This window comes from Nonomuraea sp. NPDC005650 (assembly GCF_040605375.1).
Classification (GTDB): Bacteria; Actinomycetota; Actinomycetes; order Streptosporangiales; family Streptosporangiaceae; genus Nonomuraea.
Map to the genome: position 1 here is coordinate 255,340 of NZ_JBEXCR010000014.1, position 24,311 is coordinate 279,650.

The following is a 24,311-nucleotide window of genomic DNA, read 5'->3' on the forward strand; positions in this document are numbered from 1 at the left end:
CGGGGTGCCGGCAACCCCCGGCCAGACAGGTGGACGAGCCCCCCGCACACGGATTCCTGCCTGAGGATCGCGCTTCCCGCTTACGCGATCCGGCCGCCCTCTGGTCGGGGGTTTCTTTGTTTCTAGCGGTCCGCGTCGAGGTCTGGATGTGAGGTGAGATGCTGCCGATGGATCAGATCTTCACGGCTGAAGGCTCGCTACAAGGGCTGTTCCAGCCAATGCCGCATGTGCACGAGACCTGCGGCTTCGAAGAAGGCCAACGCGCGCTTGTTGAAGTCCCACACGTCGGTCAGAAGGCTGGTACAACCCGCCTCCTTGCCAGCCACGCGGATTGACTCGACCAAGGCTGTGCCTACTCCAGTACGCGCGATGGTGGGGTCTACTGCGATGTGTTCCACGAAGACAAAGCTCCGGGGACGCATAAGCGCGTCTCCTGGGCGCTTATGAATGGTGGCCGTGGCATAGCCGACAGGACGTTCCGGAGAGTCTGCGATGAACGCAAGAGCGTTCTCGCGCGCCAGGAAGGTGCTGAACAGGGACACCAGCTCCTCAGCCGATAAGGGCGCGCGGAAGATGTCAGGTCGCTCGTTGACGTGAGGGGCATGCACGAAGTCGTTCAGTTGCGCCAACGTGGCCGCGTCATCTGGCGTCGCAGGGCGGACCCTTACTGATTCCCTCATGGAGGGATAGTGGCCTTGATCCACACGTAGCGCCACCGGATATCTGCCGTTGTTGCGGCGCTTATTCATGCAGAAGCCCTCCGAGCGATCCCGGAGGGCATCTGATCTGGAGTTGCCGTGACGACAACCATCAGTCGGACGTTACGCCGCTACCTCAGGCGTCTGGAAGAGCGCCTCAGCGTTGCTCTTGGCGCGGCTCCTACGCGGCCTCTTGGCCGGGGTCGGCGTGCCCTCCTGCGGCACGCTGGCGGCGGCCTGGCTTGCCATCATGCCCTTGAGGATCTCCTGGAGCATCTCGGCGACCTTTATGCGGAGCGCCTGCGGATCGATTCTTTGTCTTCCGGCGGCAGTGCCTCGGCGACCAGCAGTCGTGGCAGCAACTCCGGTTCCAGGGTCATCGCGCGGAAGACGAGTGCGACAGTCACATCGTGCTCGGGCCGGTGCACGATCTGGACCGGGTCACCGGCGCGGATGTCGCCGGGCTCGATCACTCGCAGATACGCGCCCGGTCGTGCGGCCTGGGTGAAACGCTTGATCCAGCCGTCACGCTCCAGCCAGCCTTGGAAGGTCGCGCAAGGGATCCGCGGGCACGACACCTCCAGGACAACTTCCGGCCCGATCCGCCAGCGCTCACCGATCAGGGCGCCGTTGACGTCCAGGCCCAGGCTCGTGAGGTTCTCGCCGAAGACGCCGTTCGCGAGCGGCCTGCCCAACTCGGCCTGCCAGGTGTCGAGATCCTCGCGGGCGTACGCGTAGACGGCCTGGTGGACACCGCCATGATGCTTCACGTCGTGCACCCGATCGCCGGCGAGACCGACCTCCCCGGTGCCCTTCGGGCCAGGGGCCTTCACGGCGACCGGGCCGTCAACGGGCCGCTTGTCGATGCCCGTCGTGCTCACGCCCTTCCAAGGGTTGGGCCGGGGTCTGCCGATATTGACGGAGAGCAGCTTCATGCGCGTGACGGTACGACCCCCGTCCACACACTCGCGACTCATTTCGCCTGTCGGCCCAGGCTGAGCCTCGGATCGGTGGTTGGCGGCGAGCGTGTCGGGCGGAGGAGCGTGGTCCAGGGCCGGGGGAGCGCGAGGGGGCCGGCAAGCCCCTCGCCCGGGGCCGGGGCGAAGCCTCGGTCCCGGGAGCACAGCCCGAGCGTGAGCGAGGACCGTTCAGGGTGGGCTCCCACGGCCCACCGGGTAACCGGGCAACGGGCGGGGCCTTGGTGAGCGAAGCGAGCGGGGGTTTTGGGGGGTCGAAGGGGGCGCGAGCCCCCTGAGAGGCGCGGTCTGGAATCCCGGGCGCGAAGCGCTCCCATTGTGGAAGGCCATGCTTTTCTGGAGAGGGCCTGGGCGGTGATAATGGTCCGCGCGTTCGAGGTTGGTGGCTGTTAGCGTTATCGGCAAGGGGGTGAGCCTCCGTGAGATCCAGGAACGGCAGGCCTGCGGTGCTCATGGACGTCGCCGTGCTCGCCGGAGTTTCGGCCATGACCGTGTCACGCGTGCTCAACGCGCCGGATCGGGTGCGGGCCGAGACGAGGGCGCGCGTGCTGGCCGCCGTACAGGAGCTTGACTACCGGCCCAATCAGGCCGCGCGGCAGCTCGTCACCGGGCGGTCCGGGGTGCTCGGGGTGGTGAGCATCGACACCACCCTGTACGGGCCCGCCTCCACGCTCTACTGCATCGAGCAGGCCGCCAGGAACGCCGGGTTCAACGTGAGCATCGCCAGCCTGCCCTCGCTCAGCCGCAGGTCCATGGAGGAGGGCGTGGAACGGCTGCGCGACCAGGCCGTGGACGGCGTGATCATCGTCGCCCCGCACGAGTCGGCCGCCGACGGGCTGCGGCATCTGCCGGCCGAGATGCCCGTGGTCGCGGTCGACGCCGGGGACGACATCCCCGTGCCGGTCGCCAAGGTGGACCAGCGGACCGGGGCCGTCCGGGCCACCCGCCACCTGCTCAGCCTCGGCCACCGGACGGTGTGGCACGTGGCCGGGCCGGCCGACTGGCTCGACGCCAACGGGCGCATCGAGGGGTGGCGGAGCGTGCTGGAGTCCGCCGACCGGCCGGTGCCCGAGGTGCTGCGCGGCGACTGGAGCTCGCGTTCCGGCTATCAGCTCGGGCAGCAGCTGGCCCGGGATCCCGAGGTCACCGCCGTGTTCGTGGCCAACGACCAGATGGCGCTCGGCGTGCTGCGCGCCCTGCGTGAGGCCGGGCGGCGGGTGCCGGAGGACGTGAGCGTGGCCGGGTTCGACGACATCCCCGAGTCGGCCTATTTCTGGCCGCCGCTGACGACCGTACGGCAGGACTTCGGCGAGGTCGGCCGGCACGCCTTCCACCTGCTGCTGGACCGGATGGCGGGCGCCGAGGCCGACGCGCGGCGGCTGGTCGAGCCCGAGCTGGTCGTGCGGGAGAGCACCGCCCCCGCCCCGAAGCCGTAGCCGCAGGGATCGATCAGCCGGTGAAGGCCGCGGCGTGCTCCCGAGCCCAGTCGGCGAAGGGGCGGGCGGGGTGTCCGGTCAGCTCCTGAACGGTCCGCGTGATCTCGACGGGCCGGCCGTCGTTGGACTGCCACCAGTCCAGCAGCGGGTCGGCGTACGAGGCGGGGATGTACTCGGCCATCTCCTCCTTCCATTCCTCGCGGCTGAGGTGCTTGACGGGGATGTCACGGCCCGTCACCTCGGACAGGATGTCGATCTGCTGGGCGAAGGTGAGGGACTGCGGCCCGGTCAGGGTGTACGGACGGCCGCTCAGGGCGGGGTCGGTGAGCACGGCGAGCGCCGCCTCGGCGACGTCGGCCTCGTGGATCGGGTCGTTGTGGGAGCCGGGGTAGGGCAGGCCGACGGGCCGGCCGGACTTGACGGACCAGGCCCAGCCCAGCGTGTTGCCCGCGAAGGACCCGGGGCGCAGCGAGGTGGCGCGGACCGGGGAGGCCTCCAGGGCCCGCTCCACCTCCAGGTGCGACTTGGCGAGCAGGCTGCTGTCGGGGTCGGGGGTGAGGACGGCGGAGGAGGACAGCAGCACGATGTGCTCGACGCCGGCGCGGGCGGCCTCTTCGGCGAAGGCGCCCGCGCAGGACGGTTCGGCGTACAGGAAGACCGAGGTCACCCCCTTCAGCGCGGCGGGGAAGGTGGCCGGGTCGGTGAGGTCGCATTTGAGGGTCTGCGGGTCGTCGGGTCTTTTGGAGGCCGGGCGGGCGTCAAGCCCGCGGTCGCGCAGCAGGGTGAGGAGGCTCCGGGCGACGGAGCCGCGGCTGCCGGTGACGAGAACGGTCATGAGGGGGTGTTCCTTTCGCGCTGCCTTCCGCATGGGGCGGATAGAATGCATACGTGGCACGTACAGTGCGTCGCACACATATTGTGTGACGCACTTAAATTGAGGCATGAAGGGGCCGGATGTCAAACCGAGCCGAGTTGCTGGCGCGTGTCGTCACCGAGAGCCGGCGGCACTACGCCGCGTACGTGCTGTTCAACCAGGCGCTGGCCGACCATCTGGGCCTGCACCCCACCGACCTGCAGTGCGTTTCCCTGCTCGACCTGGAGTCCGGCCCGGTGAGCACCGGGGAGATCGGCGCGTTGACCGGCCTGACCCCCGGGTCCGCCTCCCGGCTGGTCGACCGGCTGGAGAAGGCGGGTTTCGTCGTACGGCAAGCCGACCCGAAAGACCGCAGACGTGCCCTGGTCGCGCTGGCGCCCGACGCCCGGGCCAGGATCGCGGCGGCCTGGGACGTCCCCGGGAACGCCTTCGGGGAAGTCCTCGACCGCTATGACGATGACGAGCTCGCGATCATCGCGGACTACCTCGGGCGTGCCATCGACGTGGGTCAGGAACAGGCGCGGCGGCTCGCCTCCGCCGGCCCGTCCCACGCCTGACCGATGGCCTGCTGATCGACGCAGGCCCGCACGAGGACGGCGCCGCCGAGCCCGGCTTACCGGGGCTCAGCGGCGCCGGTCCTGGTGGGGTCAGGGGCGGGCCAGGCGGATCACGTTCCACGAGACCGGGGGCAGGAGCACGCGCGCCGGATCCTGCTCCACGTCCGCGTTGGCCCGGGGCGCGATCCGGTCCGGGGCGTCGGCCGTGTTGCGGGCGTAGACGTCCGGGTCCGTGAGGGTCGTGGCCTCGACGATGCGCGCCCCGCCGAGCGCCCGGGTGTCGATCTCCAGGGAGAGCGGACCGTCGGTGGAGCGGTTGACGGCGAACAGCGTCGTGCCCTCCTCCGAGTGCGTGGCCACCGCGTGCAGCAGCGGCACCTCGCCGAACTGCGCCGTCTCGTACGTGGGCGACACCGGCTCCACCCGCAGCACGTCACCGGCCGCCAGCCGGGACGCCTGCGCGAACGGGTGGAAGGTGGTCTGGCGCCACGCCCGCCCGCCGGGCTCGGTCACGATGGGCGCGATGACGTTGACGAGCTGGGCCAGCGACGCGGACGTGACCCGGTCGCTGTTGCGCAGCAGGGTGATCAGCAGGCCGCCGAAGGCGACGGCGTCGGCCAGGTGGTAGTGGTCCTCCAGCAGCCGCGGCGCGACCGGCCAGTCGGCGGGCGGCGCGGCGTTCTGGAAGCGCGACAGGTACCAGACGTTCCACTCGTCGAAGGAGATGTCGATCCGCTTGCGCGACTTCAGCCGGGCGCCGACGGAGTCGGCGGTGGCCACGACCGAGCGGATGAAGTACTCCATGTCGGTCGAGCAGGCCAGGAAGCTGCCCAGGTCGCCGTCCTTCTCCTCGTAGTACGCGTGGCAGGAGATGTAGTCGACCACGTCGTACGCCTCCTCCAGCACCGTGGCCTCCCACGCGCCGAAGGTCGGCATGCTGGAGCCGGAGCTGCCGCAGGCGACCAGCTCCAGGCCGGGGTCCACCATGCGCATGGCGCGGGCGGTCTCGGCGGCGAGCCGGCCGTACTCGTGGGCGGTCTTGTGGCCGGTCTGCCAGGGGCCGTCCATCTCGTTGCCCAGGCACCACATCCTGATCCCGTGCGGCTCCTTGGAGCCGTTGGCGATGCGCTGGTCGGACAGCGCGGTACCGGACGGGTGGTTGCAGTACTCCAGCAGGTCGAGGGCCGCCTCGATGCCGCGGGTGCCGAGGTTGAGCGCCATCATGGGTTCGACGCCGGCCTTGCGGCACCAGCGGACGAACTCGTCGACGCCGACCTCGTTCGTCTCGGTGCTGTGCCAGGCCAGGTCGAGGCGGCGGGGCCGCTGGTCGACGGGGCCGACGCCGTCCTCCCACCGGTAGCCGGAGACGAAGTTGCCGCCCGGGTAGCGGACCGTGGACACCCCCAGCTCCCTGGTCAGGTCGAGAACGTCGCCGCGGAAGCCGTCCTCGTCGGCCGACGGGTGGCCCGGCTCGTAGATGCCGGTGTAGACGCAGCGCCCGAGGTGTTCGACGAACGTGCCGAAGGTGCGCCGCCGGACCGGGGCGACCTTGAATGCGGGATCGAGCGTGAGTTTGGCCTGGTGCACGGAGAGAGCTCCTGGGTTTCGCGGGCGTTACGTGATCCAGATTGTTAGCGATAACAAGCAGGCCGGTCAAGAGGGCGGACGACCAGGTGGGGCTGGTCAGGAGGGGGCTTGACACGTCGGGTGTTACCGCTAACACTCGGGTAACCCCAAGGAAACAAGCGGCCCCCGACCTCAGCGGAATGCGACAGCTCGCAGGAAGAGGCCACCGTGCAAGATCCCCCTCCCATCTCCCGCCGCCTGCTCCTCGGCGGAAGCCTCGCAATCGCCGGCGCCGCCGCCACCGGATGCGCCATCCCCGTCGGGTTCGGCTCGTCCCAGACCCGCGTCCAGTACTGGCACTTCCTCGGGGCGAGCGACGGGATCATCATGAACAAGATGGTCCAGGCGTTCGCCAAGGACAATCCGGACATCTTCGTCGAGGAGAACGTGCTCGCCTGGGGCGAGCCGTACTACACGAAGATCGCGATGGCCGGCTCCGGCGGCCGCTCCCCCGACCTGGCCACCTTCCACCTGGCCCGCCTGGCCGGGATCGGCGCGGGACAGATCCTCGACCCCATCGACGTGAAACTGCTGGAGGAGAACGGCCTGCGGGCCGCCGACTTCAGCCCGCCCATCTGGGAGCGTGCCCACCTCGACGGCGTGCTGTACGCGATCCCGTTCGACGCCCACCCAATGGTGCAGTACTACAACACCGACATCTGCGGGAAGGCCGGGCTGCTCGGCCCCGACGGCAGGCTCAAGCCCACGACGGGCGTGGACGAGCTGGTGGCGGCGCTGAACAAGGCCAAGGAGGTGATGGGCGGCAAGCCCCCGCTGACCTACGACGCGCTCGGCATCGGCACCGTGGGCCCCTGGCGCGTGTGGTACTCGCTCTACCCGCAGAGCGGCGGCACGCTGCTGTCGGACGACGGCACCAAGATCGCGATCGACGACGCCAAGGCCCTGGAGGTGCTCCGGTTCATGCGCCGGCTCGGGCAGGAGGGGCTGTGCGACCGGCGCACCGACTACGGGGCTTCGGTGGCCAACTTCACCAACGGCCAGGCCGCGTTCCTCTGGAACGGCGACTGGGAGACCACCGGCCTCAAGGAACGCAAGACGCCCTTCAGCATGACCCGTTTCCCCAACGTCTTCGGCTCGGGGGCGGCGCAGGCCGACTGCCACTCGTTCGTGCTGCCGCACCAGCGCGACCGCGACCCCGAGGTCGAGCGGGCCACGTACCGGTTCATCGCCTATCTGGTCAAGAACAGCGCGGACTGGGCGGTCGCCGGGCACGTGCCCGCGTACCTGCCGGCGCTGGAACAGCCCAAGTATCTGTCGCTGCAGCCGCAGTCGGAGTACCGCTCGGTCATCACCGACGTCGCGCTCGACCCGCAGGTGTGGTTCGCCGGGTCGGCGTCGCGGCTGTGGCTCGAGTTCGGGCAGGCGTTCTCCCCGGTCATCACCGGTGATCACACGCCGGAGGAGGGCCTGGCCGCGGCCAAGGCGGCGCTCAACCGGCTGCTGTCCGCCCCGGATCCCTTCCCCGCCGAGGAGCGCTCATGACCGAGCTTGCCGAGGTCGTCAGTGAACACAGCACCTTGGTCATGAGACCGACGAAGGAGGGCTCATGACCGCCACCGTCGCGGCCCCCGCGACCGCCGCCCCCGTCGCCAAGGTGAAGGTCCGGCGCGGCTGGACGCAGCACGGGCTGCTGTTCGTGGCGCCGTTCCTGCTGATCTACGTGGCCTTCCTGGTCTGGCCGACGGTGCTCGGCTTCCGGATGAGCCTGTCGAGCGTGAACATCGCGGGCGGCAACAACCATCTGGTCGGGTTCGCCAACTACGCCGAGGCGTTCGCCGACCCGCGCATGTGGCGCTCGCTGTGGAACACGCTGGTCTTCACCGTGCTGAGCACGATCCCGCTGGTGCTGCTCGGCCTCGGTTTCGCGCTGCTGGTGCACCACCTGCGGTTCGTGCAGTGGCTGTGGCGGCTGTCGTTCTTCGGGCCGTTCCTGCTGCCGTCCGCCGTCGTGTCGCTGCTGTGGCTGCAGATGATCTACCCGCCCGACTACGGCCTGCTCAACGGCACGCTCGGCACCAAGACGCTGTGGCTGGGCGACCCGTCGGTCGCCATGTGGTCGATGGTGCTGACCACGGTCTGGTGGACGGTCGGCTTCAACTTCCTGCTCTATCTGGCCGCGCTACAGTCGATCCCGCAGCACCTGTACGAGGCCGCCGCGATCGACGGCGCCTCGGCGTGGGACCGGCTGCGCTCGATCACCCTGCCGCTGCTCGGCCGCACGACCGCGCTCATCGTGGTGCTGCAGTTGCTGGCGTCGCTGAAGGTGTTCGACCAGATCTACCTGATGACCGCCGGCGGGCCGCAGGACTCCACCAGGCCGATCATCGAGTACGCCTACGACGTCGGCTTCACCGGTTACCGCACCGGCTACGCCTCGGCCATCTCGTACATCCTCTTCGTCCTGATCGTCATCGTGTCCCTGGGTCAGCTGCGGCTGTTCCGCAAGCGGGCGGAGGTCTCGTCATGACCAAGCGGTTCAGCTTCAGCCAGCTCGTCCTGCTGGTGGTCGCCCTGGCGCTGGCGGTCGTCTGGCTCGCGCCCATCGCCTGGGCGATCGCCACCTCACTCAAGCCGGAGACCGAGACCACGAAGGTCCCGCTGCAGTGGTTCGGCAGCGAGATCACCCTGGACTCGTACCGGCTGGTGCTGGGGACCGGCGGCATCGTCAAGTGGGCGATCAACTCGACCGTCACCGCGGTGATCGTCACGTTCCTGACCGTGCTGTTCTCGGCGATGGCGGCGTACGGGTTCGCGCGCACCCAGTTCAAGGGGCAGCGGGCGCTGCTGGCGGTGGTCCTGGCCGGGATCATGGTGCCGCCGCACGTGCTGATCGCGCCGCTGTTCGCGGAGATGGTGGCGCTCGGGCTGGTCGACACCTGGTGGGCGATCATCCTGCCGCAGGTGGCGGCGCCGCTGATCGTGTACGTGCTGTTCAAGTTCTTCCAGGACGTGCCGCCGGAGCTGGAACAGGCGGCCTTCGTGGACGGGGCCGGGCGCTGGCGGGTGTTCTTCACGATCGTGCTGCCGCTGTCGCGTCCCGTGCTGGCCGCCGTGTCGATCTTCACGTTCATCACGACCTGGAACAACTTCCTCTGGCCGTTCCTGGTCTCCACCGACCCGAACACGATGACGCTGCCCGTCGGCCTGGCCAACGTGGTGCAGGGGACCTTCGGGCTGCGGTACGCGCAGATCATGGCCTCGGTCGTGCTGGCCGGGCTGCCGCTGCTGGTGGTGTTCGTGCTCTTCCAGCGGCAGATCGTCCGCGGCGTGGCCCACACGGGCCTGGCCGGTCAGTGATCCCGCAGATGCTCTCTCAGGGCGTCCCGGTCGTCCGGGACGCCGTGGGCCCGCAGGACCTCCTTGAGGTTGAGCCAGCTCCACGCCTCGTCGCCCAGGTCCGCGATGGCCGTGAGTGCGCTCCGCCGTAGCTCCGGCGCGTCCTCGACGGCCTCCAGGAGGTCGCCCGCGATCGGGAAGACGTCCCGGGGCTCCGCGACGGCCAGGCGGGCGATGAGGGCCTCGGCCCTGGCCGGAGCCTCCCCCGGCAGGCGGCGCTTGGCGACGCGGGCGGCCAGCGTGGACAGGTCCCCCTCGGCGTACGGGAGCGAGGTGGTGCCGGTCGCGGTGAGGAGCCTGAGGACGCCGTCGCGGGCCGGGCGGGGCGCGTCCTCGCCGTGCAGGTTGACCAGCGCCAGCGCGGCGGCGTCGCGTACGAGGCCGTCGGCGTGGCCGAGACCGCGCTCGATCGCTTCTGCCTGCCAGGGAAGCAGCGAGAGCGCGAACATCGCCGTCGCCACCGGGACCGGGTCGGCGTCGGCGTCGGCCTCGGCGTCGGCCTCGACGAGGCCGGCCAGCGCGGGCCCGACGGTGTCCGCCTCCTCGGGGAACCAGCCCGCGAGGTACGCCGCGCACGTCCTGACGTGCGGATCCGGGTCGGTCAGGAGGGAGAGCGGCAGGTTCTGCCTGACGGCGTCGTAGGAGGCCAGCATGGCGGCGTCGAGCGAACGCTCCAGCCTGTAGTCGTACGTCCGGCGGACGTAGGCCCGGTCCCTGCGGACGGCCTCGTTCGACGCCTCGTCGACCCACTGCTGGAGGTGGGTGTCGGCCTCCTCCTTGCTCCTTGACTGCACGGCCGCGCTCTCCTCGCGCCACCGGGCGATGCCGACCCCTTCCGGCAGGTGGCCCTCCTCGTAGCCGAGGGCCAGTGAGGCGAGCAGCACGAGGATCAGCTCGCGGTCGGGCGTGGCCGGGTCGGCGGCCAGGCGGGCCAGGAACGGCACGGCGTGCGGGGTGGCCGAGAAGCGGGTGCCCTGGTGGAAAATGTTGCCGTAGAGCGCCGACAAAGCTTTCTGGCGCTCGCCCTCGTCCGCGGACGCGAGCGACCGAATCTGGCCGGGCACGTCCGTGGCCCGGCCGTAGGCGTGCTTCAGCTTCGCCCAGGAAACGCGATCGAGATCGTCCACTCGCGCGAGCGTAGCGGCAAATATGGGATTACGTCCGCCGTTTACCGTTGCCAGGGAATTGCCAGGAAGGGTGGGTAGTCTGCCTCGGCATGAACTGGCAGCGCAATATGAACAAAGCGCTGGTCAGGTTCACCGGATTCCAGATCGAACGTGTAGGAAAAGCGGCTCCTCCCGAGCCCGTTCCCGAGATCAGACCGCCCGCGGATCCGGTGACCGACCGGCTGCTCGAAGCCCCCGTGTTCCTCCTGTCCCCCGTGCGGTCCGGCTCGACGCTCCTGCGCGCGATTCTGAACGCCCACTCCGCCCTCCACGCCCCCCATGAGCTGCACGTACGCCGCCTCCGGGTGCAGTTCGACACGAACCTGGCGGCCAAGGCGATGTCGGCGCTCGGCCACAACCAGGCCGACCTGGAGCATCTGCTGTGGGACCGCGTCCTGCACCGTGAGCTGGTCCGCAGCGGCAAACGGTTCATCGTGGACAAGACACCCGCGAACGCCTTCGCCTACCAGCGCATCGCGGCCTGCTGGCCCGACGCGCGCTTCGTCTTCCTGCTCCGCCACCCCGCCTCGATCGCCGCGTCCTGGCACGAGGCCAGCCCCGACAGACGCACCCCAGAGGAGGCCGCGCTGGACGCGCTGCGGTACATGAAGGCCGTGCAGCGGGCCAGGTCCGCCCTGCCCGGCCTGACCGTCAAGTACGAGGAGCTGAGCGCCGACCCGGAGAAGGCGACCCGCGCGATCTGCGAGTTCCTGGGCCTGGAGTGGGAGCCGCGGATGCTCGCGTACGGCGAGCAGTCCGTCCTGGAGAAGGGCCTCGGGGACTGGCGCGACAAGATCCGGACCGGCAGCGTGCAACCCGCGCGCGAGCTGCCCACCGAGGACCAGGTCCCGGACGTGCTGAAACCCATGTGCCGGACCTGGGGGTACCTGACGTGAAGATCCGCTACCTCATGCTGCACGCGTACGGCATGGGCGGGACCATCCGCACCGTCGTCAACCAGGCCAACGCGATGGCCGCCGCGGGCCACGACGTCGGGCTGGTCAGCCTGGTGCGGCGGCGCGACACCCCGCAGTTCGCGCTCGACCCGCGGGTCGGGATCACCACGCTGGTGGACCAGCGCGACGGCAGGCAGCCGGACACGATCGGGCGCAGGGCCTGGCGCAAGGTACGCGGCAAGCTCGTGCCGCGGGGCGAGTTCGCGGCCGACTACTTCACCGAGCGGGTGGAGTGGGCGGCGATGGAGTACGTCTCCGGCCTGCGCGACGGCATCCTCGTGACCACCAGGCCCGCGCTGAACCTGATCGCCGCCCGCCGCGCCGCCAAGGGCGTCGTCAAGGTCGCCCAGGAGCACATGAACCTGTCGGCGTACCCCGACACCATCCGCAAGGAGATCGCCCGCTACTACGACCGGTTCGACGCGATCACCGTGCTGACGCGGACCAACCGGCTGGAGTACCAGCGCCTGCTGCCCTCGACCCCCATCGTGCAGATCCCCAACGCGGTCCATCAGGCCGACCAGGAACGTTCCCAACAGGCCGATCCCATCGTGGTCGCGGCCGGGCGGCTGGTGCCGCAGAAGGGGTTCGACCTGCTCATTCCGGCCTTCGCGCAGGTGGTGCGGGAGCACCCCGAATGGCGGCTGCGCATCTTCGGCACCGGGCCCCGCAAGGGCCAGTTGGAGGGGCTCATCGAGGAGTTCGGGCTGGGCGAGCACGTGTCGCTGCTCGGGCGTACCGATCGGCTGGACAAGGAGCTGGCGGCCGCGTCCGTGTACGCGCTGAGCTCGCGGTTCGAGGGCCTGCCGATGGTGATGATCGAGGCCATGACGCACGCGCTGCCCGTGGTGGCCTACGACTGCCCGACCGGGCCCCGGGACGTGCTGACTGACGGGGTGGACGGCGTGCTCGTGCCGCCGCGGGACGTGGACGCGCTGGCCGCCGCGCTGATCCAGGTCCTCGGGGACCGGGAGCTGCGGGTGCGGATGGGGAAGGCCGCGCACAAAGCGTCGCGTGCGTACGCGCCGGAATTGGTGATGCCATTGTGGGAGGATTTGTTCTCGGAGTTGCTGGCGGGTGAGCGCGTGGCCGACAACTTCTGGGTATCCGGGAAAAGATTTACCTGACGGATTCCTTCGGCGTAGGCGGGCTTTCCGCGCCCTTTGTCACGAAATGTCGGTCGTTTCGGCAAAAGCAGCCCAAAGGGCGCGGCAATCTGGAGCGATGCGTATCCGGAAAGCTCACCTGACCGCTGCGGCAGGTGCCCTGGCCCTGGTCACGGGGCTCACCGCACCCGCACACGCCACCACTCCCACCGCTGGGCCCGTCCACGCCGTTCAGCAGGACACCCCCGCGGTGTACGGCAGCGCCGCCTACCTGATGGACGCCTCGTCCGGCAGGACGCTGTTCAGCAAGAACGCCGACGACCGGCTCCCGATCGCCAGCGTCACCAAGATGATGACCGCGTACGTCGTACTGAAGACCGCCAAGCCCACGGACGTGGTGCAGGTCCAGCGGGCGGACGTCCGCTACGCCGAGGACGGCGGCGGCACCACCGCCGACCTGCAGCCCGGCGACCGCCTCACCGTCGGCGAGCTCCTGTACGGCCTGATGCTCCCCTCCGGCGCGGACGCCGCCCACGCGCTCGCCCGCACCTACGGGCCCGGCGTCGGCGGCTTCGTCGGCAAGATGAACGCGACGGCGCGCGAGCTGGGCATGAAGGACACCCAGTACGTCAACGCCGACGGCCTGCCCACGCCGCGCGGGGACGGCTACTCCACCGCCCGCGACCAGAGCGTGCTGGCGGCCAAGGCGGTGCAGGTTCCGCTGATCAAGGAAGTGGCCGGGACCCGCTACCACACGCTGGACGCCACCTCCGAGCACGGCTCGTACAGCTGGCGCAACACCAACAAGCTGCTCGGGACGCCCGGCGCGATCGGGCTGAAGACCGGGTTCACGCGGGCGGCCGGGTTCACGCTGGCCTTCGCGGGCGAGAAGCGCGGCCACACGCTGGTGGGCGTGCTGCTCGGCGAGTCGGTCTCCAGCCGCCGTTTCGACACGGCCGAGGCCCTGCTGTCGTGGGGCGCGGCCCGCGAGTCGGCCTGACCCGGCCCGTTCCCACCGGCGGCCCTGTCGCCGCCGGTGCCGGCACACCGGCCTGACCCGGCCCATTCCCACCCGCGGCCGGTGTCGGGACGCCGGCCTGATCCGGAGCCCGGGCGAACACCATGGACGGTGTTGATCCTTTGGACTAGTTTGCCCGACATGAAGCTTCGAATCGCGTTGAGTGCGCTGTCAGCGGCCGCCGCCGTACTCGCCGCCCCGGCCCCCGCCCACGCCGGGACCCCCAAGCTCGGCTGGGAGCTCAAGGAGACCGGGGTGACCGCGCGCCTGCGCGGCCTGTCACCCGTCAGCCGGGACGTGGTGTGGGCCTCCGGCTCGGGCGGCACCGTGCTGAGAACCGTGGACGGCGGGCGGAGCTGGCAGAACGTCTCCCCGCCCGACACCGCCGCGCTCCAGTTCCGCGACATCGAGGCGTTCGACGAGCGCGGGGCCGTGGCGCTGTCGATCGGCGAGGGCACGGACTCGCGCGTCTACCGGACGGAGGACGGCGGGCGTACGTGGACGGAGACGTTCAGGAACGACGAGCCCCGGGCGTTCTACGACTGCCTGGCCTTCTTCGACCGGCGGCACGGGCTGGCCATGAGCGACCCGGTGGACGGTAGGTTCCGAATCCTGGCCACGGACGACGGCGGGCGGAGCTGGCGGGTCCTGCCGTCCGACGGGATGCCGGAGGCGCTGCCGGGCGAGGCCGGGTTCGCGGCGAGCGGGCAGTGCCTGGTCACCGCGGGCGGCCGGGACGCCTGGCTGGCCAGTGGCGGGGCGGAGCGGTCACGGGTGTTCCACTCGCGCGACCGCGGGCGCACCTGGACGGTTTCCGACACCCCGATCCCCGCGGGCGACCCGGCGCGCGGCGTCTTCGGCCTGGCCTTCCGCGACCGCCACCACGGCCTCGCGGTCGGCGGCGACTACCGCCCCGACCAGCCCTCCCCCAGCGCGGGCGCCCTCACCCGGGACGGGGCCACCACCTGGCAACCCGCCACCACCCCGCCGCCCGCCTACCGCTCCGGGGTGACCTGGCTCCCCCACCTGCCGTCCGCGGCCATCGCCGTGGGCCCTTCCGGCAGCGACGTGACGTGGTCTGGCGGGCGCGCCTGGGTGACCTTCGACAACGGCTCGTTCGACACGGTGTCCTGCACCCGCGACCTCACCTGCTGGGCCGCCGGCGAACAGGGCCGCCTCGCCCGCCTCACCCTGCACTGACCCACCCACCCCGCACCCTCCGCCCGCGACGTGCACGCCGCAGGAGTGGTTAGCGGACGCGGGCCCGGGTGACGGCCGCCGCCCACAGCGCGGGCAGCGCCGGCGCCGGACGGGTCAGCGGACGCCGTGGGGGCGGAATTGGATGCTGATGCGGGGCCCCGTGGGGCGGGATGTCTTCGGGATCGCGTGCTCCCACGTACGCTGGCAGCTCCCGCCCATCACGATCAGATCCCCATGCCCCAGGTCCCGCCGGATGGACGCCCCGCCCCCGCGCGGCCGGAGCAGGAGCGGGCGGGGCGTGCCGACCGAGACGATCGCCACCATGGTGTCCTCGGTGCTCCCGCGCCCGATCGTGTCGCCGTGCCAGGCCACGCTGTCGCGGCCGTCGCGGTAGAAGCAGAGCCCGGCCGTGCGGAACGGCTCCCCCAACTCCTCCCCGTAATGATCGTCGAGGGCCCGCCGGCAGTCCTCCAGCACCGGGTCAGGCAGGGTCTCACCCTCGTCGTAGAACTTCAGCAGCCGCGGCACGTCCACCACCCGGTCGTACATGCGCCGCCGCTCCGCCCGCCAAGGCACCGTCTCCGCCAGCCGCTCGAACAGGGTGTCGGCGCCCGCGAGCCAGCCCGGCCGCAGGTCGATCCAGGCGCCGTGGTCGAGGCGCGTCCTGCGGACCGTGTCGCCGAGCGGCCCGACCCCGAGCTCCTCGCCGAGCCCGAGCAGAGATGCTTGGAACGAGGCTGTCATACGGTCGAGTGTATGCCTTTGTTCAAACATTCATTCGACTGGGGTGTTGGCTCGCCTTTGCCGGCGGGTCGTGCGAGGCTGGCAAGCGCCGGATACGAGTGGCATCGCCCTCAGCCCGCACCGCGAGGTGAAGAGGCCACCCATCGCTTCGTCACACGAAGGAGCAGGCCATGCTCACCACCGACTACCTACCGGGCGCCCCCTGCTGGATCGAGGTTCACACCCCTGACGCGGAGGCGGCGGACGCCTTCTACACGGGGCTGTTCGGCTGGCAGTCCGGCACGCTGGGCCCCGAGTTCATGGACTACCGGTTCTGCCAGGTCGACGGCAAGACGGTCGCCGGGATCAGCCAGGTGACGGGGGACGAGTGGCGCCCGGCGTGGGTGACGTACTTCCAGGTGCCCGACTGCGACGTGATCGCCAAGACGATCGAGCAGGCGGGCGGCACGGTGCTCTTCCCGCCCAGCGACGTCGAGGGCCAGGGCCGCATGGCGATCTTCGCCGACCCCGCGGGGGCCGTGTTCGCGGCGTGGCAGCCGGGCCGGACCAAGGGCCTCGACCTGGTCACCGAGCCGGGTTCGCTCGGCTGGGTCGAGCTCTACACCCCCGACCCCGCCGCCATCCGGGCCTTCTACCAGGCGGTCTTCGGCTGGCGCATCGAGGACATGCCGATGGGTGACCTGTCCTACCCCGTCATCTCGCCCGCCGAAGGCGGTGAGACGTCGGCTATTGCCGGGATCGTCCAGCTCCAGCCCGGCGACACCCCGCACTGGCTGCCGTACTTCGAGGTGCCCGACTGCGACGCCACGGCGGCCGTGGCGCAGCGGCTCGGCGGCACGCTGGAGGCTCCCGCGACGGACGTGGAGGGGGTCGGCCGCATGGCCTTCCTCATCGACCCGCACGGCGCCCGCTTCGCGGCCATCACCAGCACGGGCTGAACCAGCACGGGCTGAGCCCACCGCAGGCCCGGGCCGCGCGGCCCGGGCCTTCTCGTGCGCGCGGCCACCACCCCCGCACCGTGCTGTAACGTCTTTGTCATGTTAGCCCGTTACATGGCCGGTGCGGTGGCCGCGCGCACCGGAGACGAGATGTCCGGGCCCGCGCTCCTGGTCGCCGGGCTGGCCGTCACCGGATCTCCCCTGACGGCGTCGTGGCTGCTGGCCGGGCTGACCGTCTCGGCCGCGGCCGGAGGGCCGCTGCTCGGGGTGCTCCTCGACCGGGCGCGGCGACCGGGGCGGTTGCTCGCGTGCTGCCTGCTCGGGTACACGGCCGGGCTCCTGGTGGTCCTGTACGGGCTGGGCCGGGTACCGGACGCGGCCCTGATCGGGGTGGCGGTCGTGGCCGGGCTCCTGGGACCCGCGCTCACCGGCGGCTGGACGGCGCAGCTGCCCCGGGTGGCCGGTCCCGAACACCTGAGCAGGGCCAACGCGCTCGACTCCATGAGCTACAACGTGGCCGGGCTGGTCGGCCCAGCCGTGGTGGGCGTGGTGGCGACCGCGAGCGGAGGCACCGCGACGGTGCTGGTGTGCGCCGGACTGCTCGTCGCCGCGCTACCCGCCGCCTGGAGCCTGCCCGACGTACGTGCTCGCCCCGCCGCCGACCCCGATTCACCGACCGCCACACGTGCTCACTCCGCCGACCCCGGCTCACCGACCGCGGAACGTGCTCACCCTGCCGCGCCCGATTCGCCCGCTGGATCTCGGGTGGGCGGGAGCCGTCATGGGGTCTGGGCGGAGTTGGTCGAGGGGTTCGCCGTCATCGGGCGGAACGTGCCGTTGCGGCGGGCGACGGCCGGGTCCGCGATCTCGTGCTCCGGCCTGGCCATGCTGGTCGTGTCCGCGCCCGTCCTCGGCGCCGAGCTCACCGGCGAGAGCGGCCACGGCGCGCTGCTGCTGGCCGTCCTCGCCGCCTCCGGGCTGGTCGCGAACGCGGTGATCGCCGCGTGGGGCCGGGTGCGGCGGTGGGACCGCGTCCTGGTCTGGGGGACGGCGTTGCTCGGCACGGGGATGGCGCTGGCGGCCGGGGCCGGGGCGTTCTGGGCGGCGGCGGTCGCCGCGGTGGTGGCGGGAGCTGGCGTGGGGCCGCAGCTCACCGCGTTGTTCTCGGTACGGCACCGCGAGGCGCCGGCCCGCCTGCGCAGCCAGGTGTTCACCACCGGGGCCAGCCTGAAGATCACCTCGTTCGCGATCGGGTCGGCGCTGGCCGGGCCGCTGGCGGCGTACTCGGCGAGTTCGGCCCTGCTGGCGGGTGCGGCGCTCCAGGCCGCCGCCGTGGCCGTGCTCACAGCCGAGGGCCGCGATACAGCCGAGGGCTCAGCCCGTGGTGGGTGATGAGGTGCGGGAGCGGTGGGCGGCGACGCGTTCGCGGGTGGCGCAGCGCGTGCTGCAGTAGCGCCGCGGGCTGCCGCCCCCGAAGTCCAGGTACGGCCGCCCGCAGCCCCGCGCGGCGCACAGCCCGCCGGGGATCCGCTGGTGGTCGGCGAGCAGCACCGCCAGCGCCATCGCCGACGACGCCAGGAACCACTCCCCCCACGGCGCGTCGTCCCCGCTGTCGACGTGCACGTGCCAGCTCGTCGTGCCCCCGTGGCTGGTGAGTCTGGGCGGCCGGGCCGACCCGGCGAGCACCCTGTTGAGGAGGTCGGCCGCCTCGTCGGCGGTGGCCGCGCCCAGGACCTCGCGGAGCCGCTCCGCCGACGCCCGCATCGCCGTCACATCCGCCTCGCCGAGGTCGAGGTCCCCGGTCTCGCCGTGGTCGCGCAGGACCCGCGACACCGAGTCGACGGACGGCCGTTCGTACAGCAGCGCCACGCACAGGTCGACGGCCCTGGCGGCCATCGCCTTGGTCGAGTGAACCTCCACCTCGAGAAGGTTATGCCAGCGCGCGCCCGGGAAAGCCCTGCGGACCTTCCCGGCCCCGCGTCAGCCGCCGCACGCCGCGAAGACGAACATGTCCTTCAGCATCCGGTACCGGTCCCGGACCTTGACCGCGCCCGTCTCGGTGTCGATCTGGACGATGGTCATCTTGTTGCCGCCGTCCAGGTACTGGACCAGGTGGAGGGTCACCTGGGTGTCCCCCGTCCAGTCGACCATGTCGACGTCGCCGGCCGGCAGCTTGATCTTCTTGCGGTCGACGACCTGGTCGGCCTGCATGTCGTACAGGACGAGCTGCGGCTTCTTCCCTGCCACGACCGCCGCGATCGTGCGGCCGTCGGCGGACAGCGCCTGCGGCGCGTTCGACGACACGACCTGCGGCGGCGTGCCGTGTACGAGCTGCTCGCCCGTGTCGCTGTAGACGGCCAGGTCGGTGACGCCCTCGTCGCCGTCGTCGCTGGTGAGCACCTCGTCCCCGTCGCCGCTGAAGCCCAGCACCGACAGGTTGCCCGGCACGGAGCCGAGCCGGGCACCGCTGGAGGTGTCGAACACGCGCGTGCTCTGGGGCTTCTCGGTGGCGATGACGACGGCCAGCCGGGCGCCGTCGTCGGACAGGAGCAGGGTGAAGGTGTTCTGGTCCACCCGGGGCAGCGCGTCCTTGGCGAACAGCTTGACGCCGCCCCCGATCGTGCGCACGGCCAGTCTGCCGGACTTGGTGAGGTACGCGACCCGCTGCCCGTTGCCGCTGACCGCGATGGGCGCCGCCGCGTACTCGAGCTTCCTGCCCTTCGCGTCGAGCGCGACCGTCTGGGCGTCACGCAGGGCGCTCTGCCCGCCGTCGTGCATGACGAGCCGCCAGTCGCCGCACGGCTTGGCCTCCTCCGACTTCCCGCAGCTCTTGAGGGAGGCGTAGCGGATGCTGTCGTGCCCCTGATGCGCGTGCGGCTCCGCGTAAGCGACGCCCCCCGGCACCGCGACCACGGCCGCCGCGAGAACCGCGAAGATCTTGGCCTTCATGTCGTTCACTCCCCCGCCTTCACGTAGGCGTACCTGGTCTTGCTGATCGTGTATCTGCCGGTCTGCCGAACCGCGCCGGACTCGGGATCGACGGTGAGCTCCCGTATCACCGCCGTCTCCCCGACCTCGTCCTTCTCCACCGTGCCGTGGAGCACGCCGTCCGGGCTCCACCACGCGAGGTACGGCGGCACGCCGGGCGCGAGCGGCAGGTCCGCGCCGCCGGACAGCTGCCCGGTCTCCAGGTCGTAGGTCCGCACCGTGGGCCGCTTCTTCTTGTCGGCGTTGCCCGCGGTGAACACGGCCACCGTCCGGCCGTCGGGGGCCAGGGCGAGGGTGGGGGCGTTCGCGACGAGCTGGGGCGGCGTCTGCTTGATCGAGCCGCCGCCGAGCCGGTGGGCGCTCAGGCGGACGGTGTTGTCGCTCAGGTTGCGCCTGGTCAGCACCTCGTCGCCGTCGCCGCTGAACCCGGCCATCAGCTCCCCGCGGGGCAGCGTCGTGATCTTGCCGGTCGCGACCGTGATCACCTTGACGGGCAGGCGTACGGGCTCGTCGCCGTAGTCGATCACGACGGTGTCGCCCTTGGGAGACAGGTAGACGCCGATGTCGGAGGTGCCGACGCCCTTGGGCACGGCCGCCTTGGGCAGCGTCCTGGCCGGGCCGCCCGCGACCGGCTGGACGACCAGGCGGTGGTCGCGCTTGCGCTCGTAGGCCATCACGCGGCCGTCGGCGCTGATGGCGAACGTGAGGGTGTCCTGGACCTCGTGACCCTTGGCGTCGACCTGCGAGATGGCCGCGCCGGGCACGGCGACCCTCCGGCCGTCGCGCATGATCAGCTGCCAGTGGCCGCAGGGGTGGTCGGTGTCGTCCTTCTTGTCGGTGCAGGCCTTGACCCAGGCGGCCTGGGCCACCGGGGAGTCTGACTGGGCGTGGGCGGCTCCGGGTGTGAGCCCCAGCCCGCCGATGACCGCCGACGCCAGCAGGGCCGCGGTCGCTGAGGGATGCCTCATCGGTGTGATCCTTTCGCTCACCCCGTTTAGACACCCGCTTGCCGGGCGCGGTTGGTCACAGATCGGCCACGACCACGGCTCAGTCCTGCCCGGGGCCCAGGGGGCGGCGGCCCGCGAAGCCCAGCTCCGTCCGGTGGTACCAGGCGAGCTCCCGCTCGCCCTCGATCCAGCACAGCCGCACCGACACTCCGTCGATCACGGCGGGAAAGTCGACCAGCACCGGCGCGATGCCCTTGACCTCGATGCCCCGCTCGCTCCACCCGCTGAGGATCTCCTCGATGCGGGCCTGCAGCCCCTTGATCTCCGGGAGGCCGCCGAGCGGGGATCTCCCCTCGGTCCGCCGGTCGAAGTCGATCTCGGCCAGGTCGGCGCGGGCGGCGATCAGCTCGCGGGCGTCCTCCAGGACGCCGGGAAGCAGCTCGCGGGCCTCGGCAACGGTGAAGATCTGGTCCATACCCCAGACGTTACGGCTCGTACGCCTCGATGAGCAGCCGTTCGGCGTGGTCGAGGTAGTCGTCGAGGTACGCGGCGGCCTTGTCCGGCTTCCCCGACTCCAGCAGCCCGAGCAGGGTGCGGTTGCGGTCGACGAACGGCTCGTGGAAGGCCCGCGGGTTCTCCATCACGTGGAAGACCAGCCGCAGCTCGGCCAGGAGCTGGCGCATGGCCTCGTCGATCCTGGGGCTCTCGTTCAGCGAGACGAGCGCCTGGTGGAAGCGGATGTTGGCGGTGCCGACGCCCTGCCAGTCGTCCTGCTCGGCGGCGCGCTCGGCGTCGAGCACGGCCTCCTTGATCACGGCCAGCGCCTCGGGGGCCGGGCCGCGCCGTACGGCCGCCCCTTCGAGCACGCGGCGCACGCGGTAGAGGTCGGCGACGTCCTCGGCGGACGGGAGGCAGACGAACACGCCCCTGTTGAGCCGATGGTCGAGCAGCCGCTCGTGGCCGAGCAGCCGGAACGCCTCGCGCAGCGTGTTGCGCGAGACCCCGAGCCCCTCGGAGATCGCCTCCTCCGACAGCCGCTGCCCCGGACGGAAGAAGCCCTCGCTGATGCGGTCGCGCAGGATGTCGGCCACCCGCTCCGCGGTGCTGCTGCGGCCCAGCCGGGGACGGTCCTGAGAGAGATCGGCAACCACGTTATCCACATTTGACAGCGAATCATGGAGCAAACCTCTTGTCGAATTGTTCAACGATTCTTATGTTGAAGAGGACCCCCTAGACGAACAAGGAGCGATCGAATGACAGGCTCCGCGCAACAGACCCGGCGGGTGATCCTCGCCAGCCTGATCGGAACGTCGCTGGAGTGGTACGACTTCTTCCTCTACACCACGGCGGCGACCCTGGTCTTCCCCAAGCTGTTCTTCCCCGCCCTCGACCCGTTCAACGCGACACTGGCGTCGCTGACCACCAACGCCGTGGCGTTCGTGGCCCGGCCGCTCGGCGGCATCGTGTTCGGCCACTTCGGCGACCGGGCGGGACGCAAGACCGTGCTGGTGGTGACGCTCCTGGTGATGGGCGTCTCGACGTTCCTCATCGGCGTGCTGCCCGGCTACGCGAGCGTCGGCGTGCTGGCGCCGATCCTGCTGGCGACGCTCCGGTTCGTGCAGGGCCTGGGGCTCGGCGGCGAGTGGGGCGGCGCGGTGATCATGTCCCTGGAGCACGGTGACGGGCGGCGGCGCGGCTTCAACGCGAGCTGGCCGCAGGTCGGCGTGCCCGCCGGGTACGTGCTGGCCACCGGGCTCCTCACGCTCCTGTCGTTCACGCTCTCCGACGCGGCGTTCCTGTCGTGGGGCTGGCGGGTGCCGTTCCTGCTGTCGGGCGTGCTGGTGTTCGTGGGCCTGTGGGTGCGGCTGAGGGTCAGCGAGTCGCCACTGTTCGCCGAGGTCGAGGAGCAGGGCGCCAAGGCGGAGCTGCCGCTGCTCGAAGTGCTGCGCACGCACCCGCGGGCCCTGCTGTCCGCCTTCACCGCGCGGATCGGGGTGGACGTGGCCTTCTACACGTTCACCGCGTTCATCATCGTCTACCTCACCACGGTGCTGAAGCTGCCGCGTTCGTACGCGCTCAACGCGGTGCTGATCGGGTCGGCGCTGCAGCTAGCGCTGATCCCGCTGGCCGGCGCGCTGTCGGACCGGTTCGGGCGGCGGCCGGTCTACTTCGCGGGCGTGGTGGCCGCGGCGGTGTGGGCGTTCGCGTTCTTCCCGCTCCTGGACACCATGTCGTTCCCGCTGATCGCGCTGGCCGCCGTCGTCGCGCTCGTCACCCACGCCGCCATGTACGGGCCGCAGGCGGCCTTCATCGCCGAGCTGTTCAGCACGCGGCTGCGCTACAGCGGCGCCTCGATGGGCTACCAGCTGGCCGGCATCGTCGGCGGCGCCCTGGCCCCGATCATCGCCCTCAGCCTGTTCGACACGTACAAGACCACGGTCGCGGTGTCGATCTACGTGGTGATCTCCCTGGCGGTCACGGCCCTGGGCCTGGCCATCGCCCCGGAGACCCGCGACCTCGACCTGGCCGCCAAGCCGGAGCCCAAGGCCAAGGCCTCCCTCCCGGGCCAGGTGGGACCGTTCGCCTGAGCCGGACGAATGCCGCGAGAAGCCGCGGGCGGCGGCTGCCAACGCCGCCCGCGCGGAAGGGACCGGAGTGAGAATCGCACTGATCGTCGTCGCCGCGCTCATCGCCGTCCCCCTGCTCATCGGGGGCCTGGGGGGCCTGGAGCGCACGGGCGGCGGCGAGGTGGCCGTCATCCGAGACGGCGGCCCCCTCGACGACAACAAGGTGCGCCAGGTGATCGACCCCGGCTCCGGCCTGACCTGGACCGGCATGTGGTCGTCCACGCACCTCTACCCGGCGCAGCAGCGCTTCTACACGATCACCGCCGACCCCAAGCGGGCCACGACGCTCGGCGTGGACGTGGTGACGGTGCCCAGCAGCGACGGCGTGAACCTCGGCATCGAAGGCACCCTCTACTTCACGCTCAACCTGGACCACGGGACGCTGAAGACGTTCGACGACAAGTACGGCACCCGCACCTTCCGCGCCCAGGACGACCGCTCGCTCTACGCGTGGGACGGCGACGACGGCTGGTCCGCGTTCTTCGGCCAGGCCGTCCGGCCCGTGATCGACAACGCGCTGCGCGGCCAGATCGGCGCCATGCGCTGCGCCGAGCTCGTGCCGTCGTGCTCGCTGCTGGAGAGCTCCACGCTCAGGCCGAAGGACAGCAACGCCAACATCATCAAGGTCCAGAACGCGGTCAACGCCTCGCTGGCCCGCGACCTGCCGGCCACGCTCGGCGGCGACTTCCTCACCGGGCTGCGCTTCACGCTGGCCAAGGTGACGCTGCCGGGTGAGGTGCAGCAGGCCGTGGACCGCTCGCTGGCCGCCACGGCGGCCGTCTCCGAGGCCGAGGCGAAGGTCGCCCAGGCCAAGGCGGAGGCGGAGGCGAACGAGGCCAGGCAGGACGGTTACGACAAATGCCCGGCGTGCGCGGAGATCGACAAGCTCAAATCGCTGCCGCAGGGCATCACCGTGTACGCCCCCGGAAATCCACAGTCTGTCGTGGTGCCGTCACGGTAGTCAGGGGGTGGTTGACTCGTTTTGCGCAGAGAGTCTGGGTTGTGACGGAATCGCCACCTATTCACAGAACAACCTCCACCCAAGACGCATAAACTGCGCGGCTGTGAGCCTGCCTGTACGTGAACGTTCCCCCCG

General features: G+C 70.9%; 25 protein-coding genes. 13 read left to right on the forward strand and 12 right to left on the reverse strand.

Going from position 1 to position 24,311, the window contains the following annotated elements; genetic code table 11:
* Nucleotides 1-197 precede the first annotated feature (197 nt).
* The 3 genes from ABZS69_RS25330 to ABZS69_RS25340 form a co-directional block, all read right to left on the reverse strand.
* Nucleotides 198-749 carry a GNAT family N-acetyltransferase gene (locus ABZS69_RS25330; RefSeq protein WP_355376802.1) on the reverse strand — a complete coding sequence of 184 codons (552 nt, stop codon included), beginning with the start codon at nt 747-749 and terminating at the stop codon, nt 198-200.
* A 72-nt stretch (nt 750-821) separates the two neighbouring features.
* Complete coding sequence (locus ABZS69_RS25335) at nt 822-974, reverse strand: hypothetical protein (RefSeq protein WP_355376804.1); 153 nt, start codon at nt 972-974, stop codon at nt 822-824.
* Nucleotides 975-985: 11 nt separating this feature from the next.
* Complete coding sequence (locus tag ABZS69_RS25340) at nt 986-1,633, reverse strand: MOSC domain-containing protein (protein WP_355376806.1); 648 nt, start codon at nt 1,631-1,633, stop codon at nt 986-988.
* Nucleotides 1,634-2,127: 494 nt separating this feature from the next.
* Between ABZS69_RS25340 and ABZS69_RS25345 the strand changes: the two genes are divergently transcribed.
* The gene (locus ABZS69_RS25345) at nt 2,128-3,111 is read left to right on the forward strand and encodes a LacI family DNA-binding transcriptional regulator (protein WP_355376890.1); all 984 of its coding nucleotides are present in this window, start codon (nt 2,128-2,130) and stop codon (nt 3,109-3,111) included.
* Nucleotides 3,112-3,124: 13 nt separating this feature from the next.
* On the opposite strand, the gene ABZS69_RS25350 is transcribed toward ABZS69_RS25345, so the two are convergent.
* The gene (locus tag ABZS69_RS25350) at nt 3,125-3,946 is read right to left on the reverse strand and encodes an NAD(P)H-binding protein (RefSeq protein WP_355376807.1); all 822 of its coding nucleotides are present in this window, start codon (nt 3,944-3,946) and stop codon (nt 3,125-3,127) included.
* Nucleotides 3,947-4,065: 119 nt separating this feature from the next.
* On the opposite strand from ABZS69_RS25350, the gene ABZS69_RS25355 reads away from it, so the two are divergent.
* Entirely contained in the window at nt 4,066-4,542 is a 477-nt protein-coding gene (locus ABZS69_RS25355) for a MarR family transcriptional regulator (RefSeq protein ID WP_355376809.1), read from the forward strand.
* 90 nt (nt 4,543-4,632) lie between these two features.
* Here the strand turns inward: ABZS69_RS25355 and ABZS69_RS25360 are convergent, their stop codons facing one another.
* Entirely contained in the window at nt 4,633-6,129 is a 1,497-nt protein-coding gene (locus ABZS69_RS25360) for an alpha-N-arabinofuranosidase (protein WP_355376811.1), read from the reverse strand.
* A 207-nt stretch (nt 6,130-6,336) separates the two neighbouring features.
* Between ABZS69_RS25360 and ABZS69_RS25365 the strand changes: the two genes are divergently transcribed.
* From ABZS69_RS25365 to ABZS69_RS25375, 3 genes are all read left to right on the forward strand, one after another.
* The gene (locus ABZS69_RS25365) at nt 6,337-7,671 is read left to right on the forward strand and encodes an extracellular solute-binding protein (protein WP_355376813.1); all 1,335 of its coding nucleotides are present in this window, start codon (nt 6,337-6,339) and stop codon (nt 7,669-7,671) included.
* A gap of 64 nt (nt 7,672-7,735) precedes the next feature.
* Nucleotides 7,736-8,656, forward strand: a complete 921-nt coding sequence (locus tag ABZS69_RS25370; protein WP_355376815.1) for a sugar ABC transporter permease — start codon at nt 7,736-7,738, stop codon at nt 8,654-8,656.
* Nucleotides 8,653-9,486: a carbohydrate ABC transporter permease gene (locus ABZS69_RS25375; protein WP_355376817.1), complete on the forward strand. Its 834-nt coding sequence runs from the start codon at nt 8,653-8,655 to the stop codon at nt 9,484-9,486. The genes ABZS69_RS25370 and ABZS69_RS25375 overlap by 4 nt, the downstream gene beginning before the upstream one ends.
* Here the strand turns inward: ABZS69_RS25375 and ABZS69_RS25380 are convergent.
* Entirely contained in the window at nt 9,480-10,652 is a 1,173-nt protein-coding gene (locus ABZS69_RS25380) for a hypothetical protein (protein WP_355376818.1), read from the reverse strand. The two genes, ABZS69_RS25375 and ABZS69_RS25380, sit on opposite strands and share 7 nt — an antisense overlap.
* A gap of 89 nt (nt 10,653-10,741) precedes the next feature.
* Between ABZS69_RS25380 and ABZS69_RS25385 the strand changes: the two genes are divergently transcribed.
* From ABZS69_RS25385 to ABZS69_RS25400, 4 genes are all read left to right on the forward strand, one after another.
* Complete coding sequence (locus ABZS69_RS25385) at nt 10,742-11,587, forward strand: sulfotransferase (RefSeq protein ID WP_355376820.1); 846 nt, start codon at nt 10,742-10,744, stop codon at nt 11,585-11,587.
* Entirely contained in the window at nt 11,584-12,774 is a 1,191-nt protein-coding gene (locus ABZS69_RS25390; RefSeq protein WP_355376822.1) for a glycosyltransferase family 4 protein, read from the forward strand. Before ABZS69_RS25385 ends, ABZS69_RS25390 begins: the two co-directional genes overlap by 4 nt.
* Nucleotides 12,775-12,871: 97 nt before the next feature.
* Nucleotides 12,872-13,753, forward strand: a complete 882-nt coding sequence (locus ABZS69_RS25395; RefSeq protein ID WP_355376824.1) for a D-alanyl-D-alanine carboxypeptidase family protein — start codon at nt 12,872-12,874, stop codon at nt 13,751-13,753.
* Between the two features lie 159 nt (nt 13,754-13,912).
* Nucleotides 13,913-14,971, forward strand: a complete 1,059-nt coding sequence (locus ABZS69_RS25400; RefSeq protein WP_355376826.1) for an oxidoreductase — start codon at nt 13,913-13,915, stop codon at nt 14,969-14,971.
* Between the two features lie 114 nt (nt 14,972-15,085).
* Here ABZS69_RS25400 and ABZS69_RS25405 read toward each other — a convergent pair whose 3' ends face one another.
* On the reverse strand, nt 15,086-15,715 hold the full coding sequence (locus ABZS69_RS25405; RefSeq protein ID WP_355376828.1) for an alpha-ketoglutarate-dependent dioxygenase AlkB: 630 nt from the start codon (nt 15,713-15,715) through the stop codon (nt 15,086-15,088).
* A 170-nt stretch (nt 15,716-15,885) separates the two neighbouring features.
* Here ABZS69_RS25405 and ABZS69_RS25410 point away from each other — a divergent pair, with 170 nt between their 5' ends.
* Nucleotides 15,886-16,653, forward strand: coding sequence for a VOC family protein (locus ABZS69_RS25410; protein ID WP_355376830.1), 768 nt, complete (start codon nt 15,886-15,888; stop codon nt 16,651-16,653).
* A 99-nt stretch (nt 16,654-16,752) separates the two neighbouring features.
* Complete coding sequence (locus ABZS69_RS25415) at nt 16,753-18,045, forward strand: MFS transporter (RefSeq protein WP_355376832.1); 1,293 nt, start codon at nt 16,753-16,755, stop codon at nt 18,043-18,045.
* Here ABZS69_RS25415 and ABZS69_RS25420 read toward each other — a convergent pair.
* From ABZS69_RS25420 to ABZS69_RS25440, 5 genes are all read right to left on the reverse strand, one after another.
* Nucleotides 18,028-18,573, reverse strand: a complete 546-nt coding sequence (locus tag ABZS69_RS25420) for a CGNR zinc finger domain-containing protein (protein ID WP_355376834.1) — start codon at nt 18,571-18,573, stop codon at nt 18,028-18,030. The genes ABZS69_RS25415 and ABZS69_RS25420 overlap by 18 nt on opposite strands.
* A 60-nt stretch (nt 18,574-18,633) precedes the next feature.
* Nucleotides 18,634-19,602 carry a hypothetical protein gene (locus tag ABZS69_RS25425; RefSeq protein WP_355376836.1) on the reverse strand — a complete coding sequence of 323 codons (969 nt, stop codon included), beginning with the start codon at nt 19,600-19,602 and terminating at the stop codon, nt 18,634-18,636.
* A 5-nt stretch (nt 19,603-19,607) separates the two neighbouring features.
* The gene (locus tag ABZS69_RS25430; RefSeq protein ID WP_355376838.1) at nt 19,608-20,609 is read right to left on the reverse strand and encodes a hypothetical protein; all 1,002 of its coding nucleotides are present in this window, start codon (nt 20,607-20,609) and stop codon (nt 19,608-19,610) included.
* A 79-nt stretch (nt 20,610-20,688) separates the two neighbouring features.
* On the reverse strand, nt 20,689-21,063 hold the full coding sequence (locus ABZS69_RS25435; RefSeq protein ID WP_355376840.1) for a DUF2203 domain-containing protein: 375 nt from the start codon (nt 21,061-21,063) through the stop codon (nt 20,689-20,691).
* Between the two features lie 10 nt (nt 21,064-21,073).
* A complete protein-coding gene (locus ABZS69_RS25440; protein ID WP_355376842.1) occupies nt 21,074-21,748 on the reverse strand; it encodes a GntR family transcriptional regulator in 675 nt (224 codons plus the stop codon).
* A gap of 93 nt (nt 21,749-21,841) precedes the next feature.
* On the opposite strand from ABZS69_RS25440, the gene ABZS69_RS25445 reads away from it, so the two are divergent.
* Together ABZS69_RS25445 and ABZS69_RS25450 are read left to right on the forward strand one after the other, a co-directional pair.
* Complete coding sequence (locus tag ABZS69_RS25445; protein ID WP_355376843.1) at nt 21,842-23,176, forward strand: MFS transporter; 1,335 nt, start codon at nt 21,842-21,844, stop codon at nt 23,174-23,176.
* 67 nt (nt 23,177-23,243) lie between these two features.
* A complete protein-coding gene (locus tag ABZS69_RS25450; RefSeq protein ID WP_355376845.1) occupies nt 23,244-24,176 on the forward strand; it encodes an SPFH domain-containing protein in 933 nt (310 codons plus the stop codon).
* The last annotated feature ends 135 nt before the right edge of the window (nt 24,177-24,311 follow it).

Bases quoted from the DNA above. Each gene is read 5' to 3' on its own strand.
- ABZS69_RS25330 (WP_355376802.1), bottom strand. From the start codon at position 749: ATGAATAAGCGCCGCAACAACGGCAGATATCCGGTGGCGCTACGTGTG.
- ABZS69_RS25335 (WP_355376804.1), bottom strand. From the start codon at position 974: ATGCTCCAGGAGATCCTCAAGGGCATGATGGCAAGCCAGGCCGCCGCC.
- ABZS69_RS25340 (WP_355376806.1), bottom strand. From the start codon at position 1,633: ATGAAGCTGCTCTCCGTCAATATCGGCAGACCCCGGCCCAACCCTTGG.
- ABZS69_RS25345 (WP_355376890.1), top strand. From the start codon at position 2,128: ATGGACGTCGCCGTGCTCGCCGGAGTTTCGGCCATGACCGTGTCACGC.
- ABZS69_RS25350 (WP_355376807.1), bottom strand. From the start codon at position 3,946: ATGACCGTTCTCGTCACCGGCAGCCGCGGCTCCGTCGCCCGGAGCCTC.
- ABZS69_RS25355 (WP_355376809.1), top strand. From the start codon at position 4,066: ATGTCAAACCGAGCCGAGTTGCTGGCGCGTGTCGTCACCGAGAGCCGG.
- ABZS69_RS25370 (WP_355376815.1), top strand. From the start codon at position 7,736: ATGACCGCCACCGTCGCGGCCCCCGCGACCGCCGCCCCCGTCGCCAAG.
- ABZS69_RS25375 (WP_355376817.1), top strand. From the start codon at position 8,653: ATGACCAAGCGGTTCAGCTTCAGCCAGCTCGTCCTGCTGGTGGTCGCC.
- ABZS69_RS25385 (WP_355376820.1), top strand. From the start codon at position 10,742: ATGAACTGGCAGCGCAATATGAACAAAGCGCTGGTCAGGTTCACCGGA.
- ABZS69_RS25395 (WP_355376824.1), top strand. From the start codon at position 12,872: ATGCGTATCCGGAAAGCTCACCTGACCGCTGCGGCAGGTGCCCTGGCC.
- ABZS69_RS25400 (WP_355376826.1), top strand. From the start codon at position 13,913: ATGAAGCTTCGAATCGCGTTGAGTGCGCTGTCAGCGGCCGCCGCCGTA.
- ABZS69_RS25405 (WP_355376828.1), bottom strand. From the start codon at position 15,715: ATGACAGCCTCGTTCCAAGCATCTCTGCTCGGGCTCGGCGAGGAGCTC.
- ABZS69_RS25410 (WP_355376830.1), top strand. From the start codon at position 15,886: ATGCTCACCACCGACTACCTACCGGGCGCCCCCTGCTGGATCGAGGTT.
- ABZS69_RS25415 (WP_355376832.1), top strand. From the start codon at position 16,753: ATGTTAGCCCGTTACATGGCCGGTGCGGTGGCCGCGCGCACCGGAGAC.
- ABZS69_RS25425 (WP_355376836.1), bottom strand. From the start codon at position 19,602: ATGAAGGCCAAGATCTTCGCGGTTCTCGCGGCGGCCGTGGTCGCGGTG.
- ABZS69_RS25430 (WP_355376838.1), bottom strand. From the start codon at position 20,609: ATGAGGCATCCCTCAGCGACCGCGGCCCTGCTGGCGTCGGCGGTCATC.
- ABZS69_RS25435 (WP_355376840.1), bottom strand. From the start codon at position 21,063: ATGGACCAGATCTTCACCGTTGCCGAGGCCCGCGAGCTGCTTCCCGGC.
- ABZS69_RS25445 (WP_355376843.1), top strand. From the start codon at position 21,842: ATGACAGGCTCCGCGCAACAGACCCGGCGGGTGATCCTCGCCAGCCTG.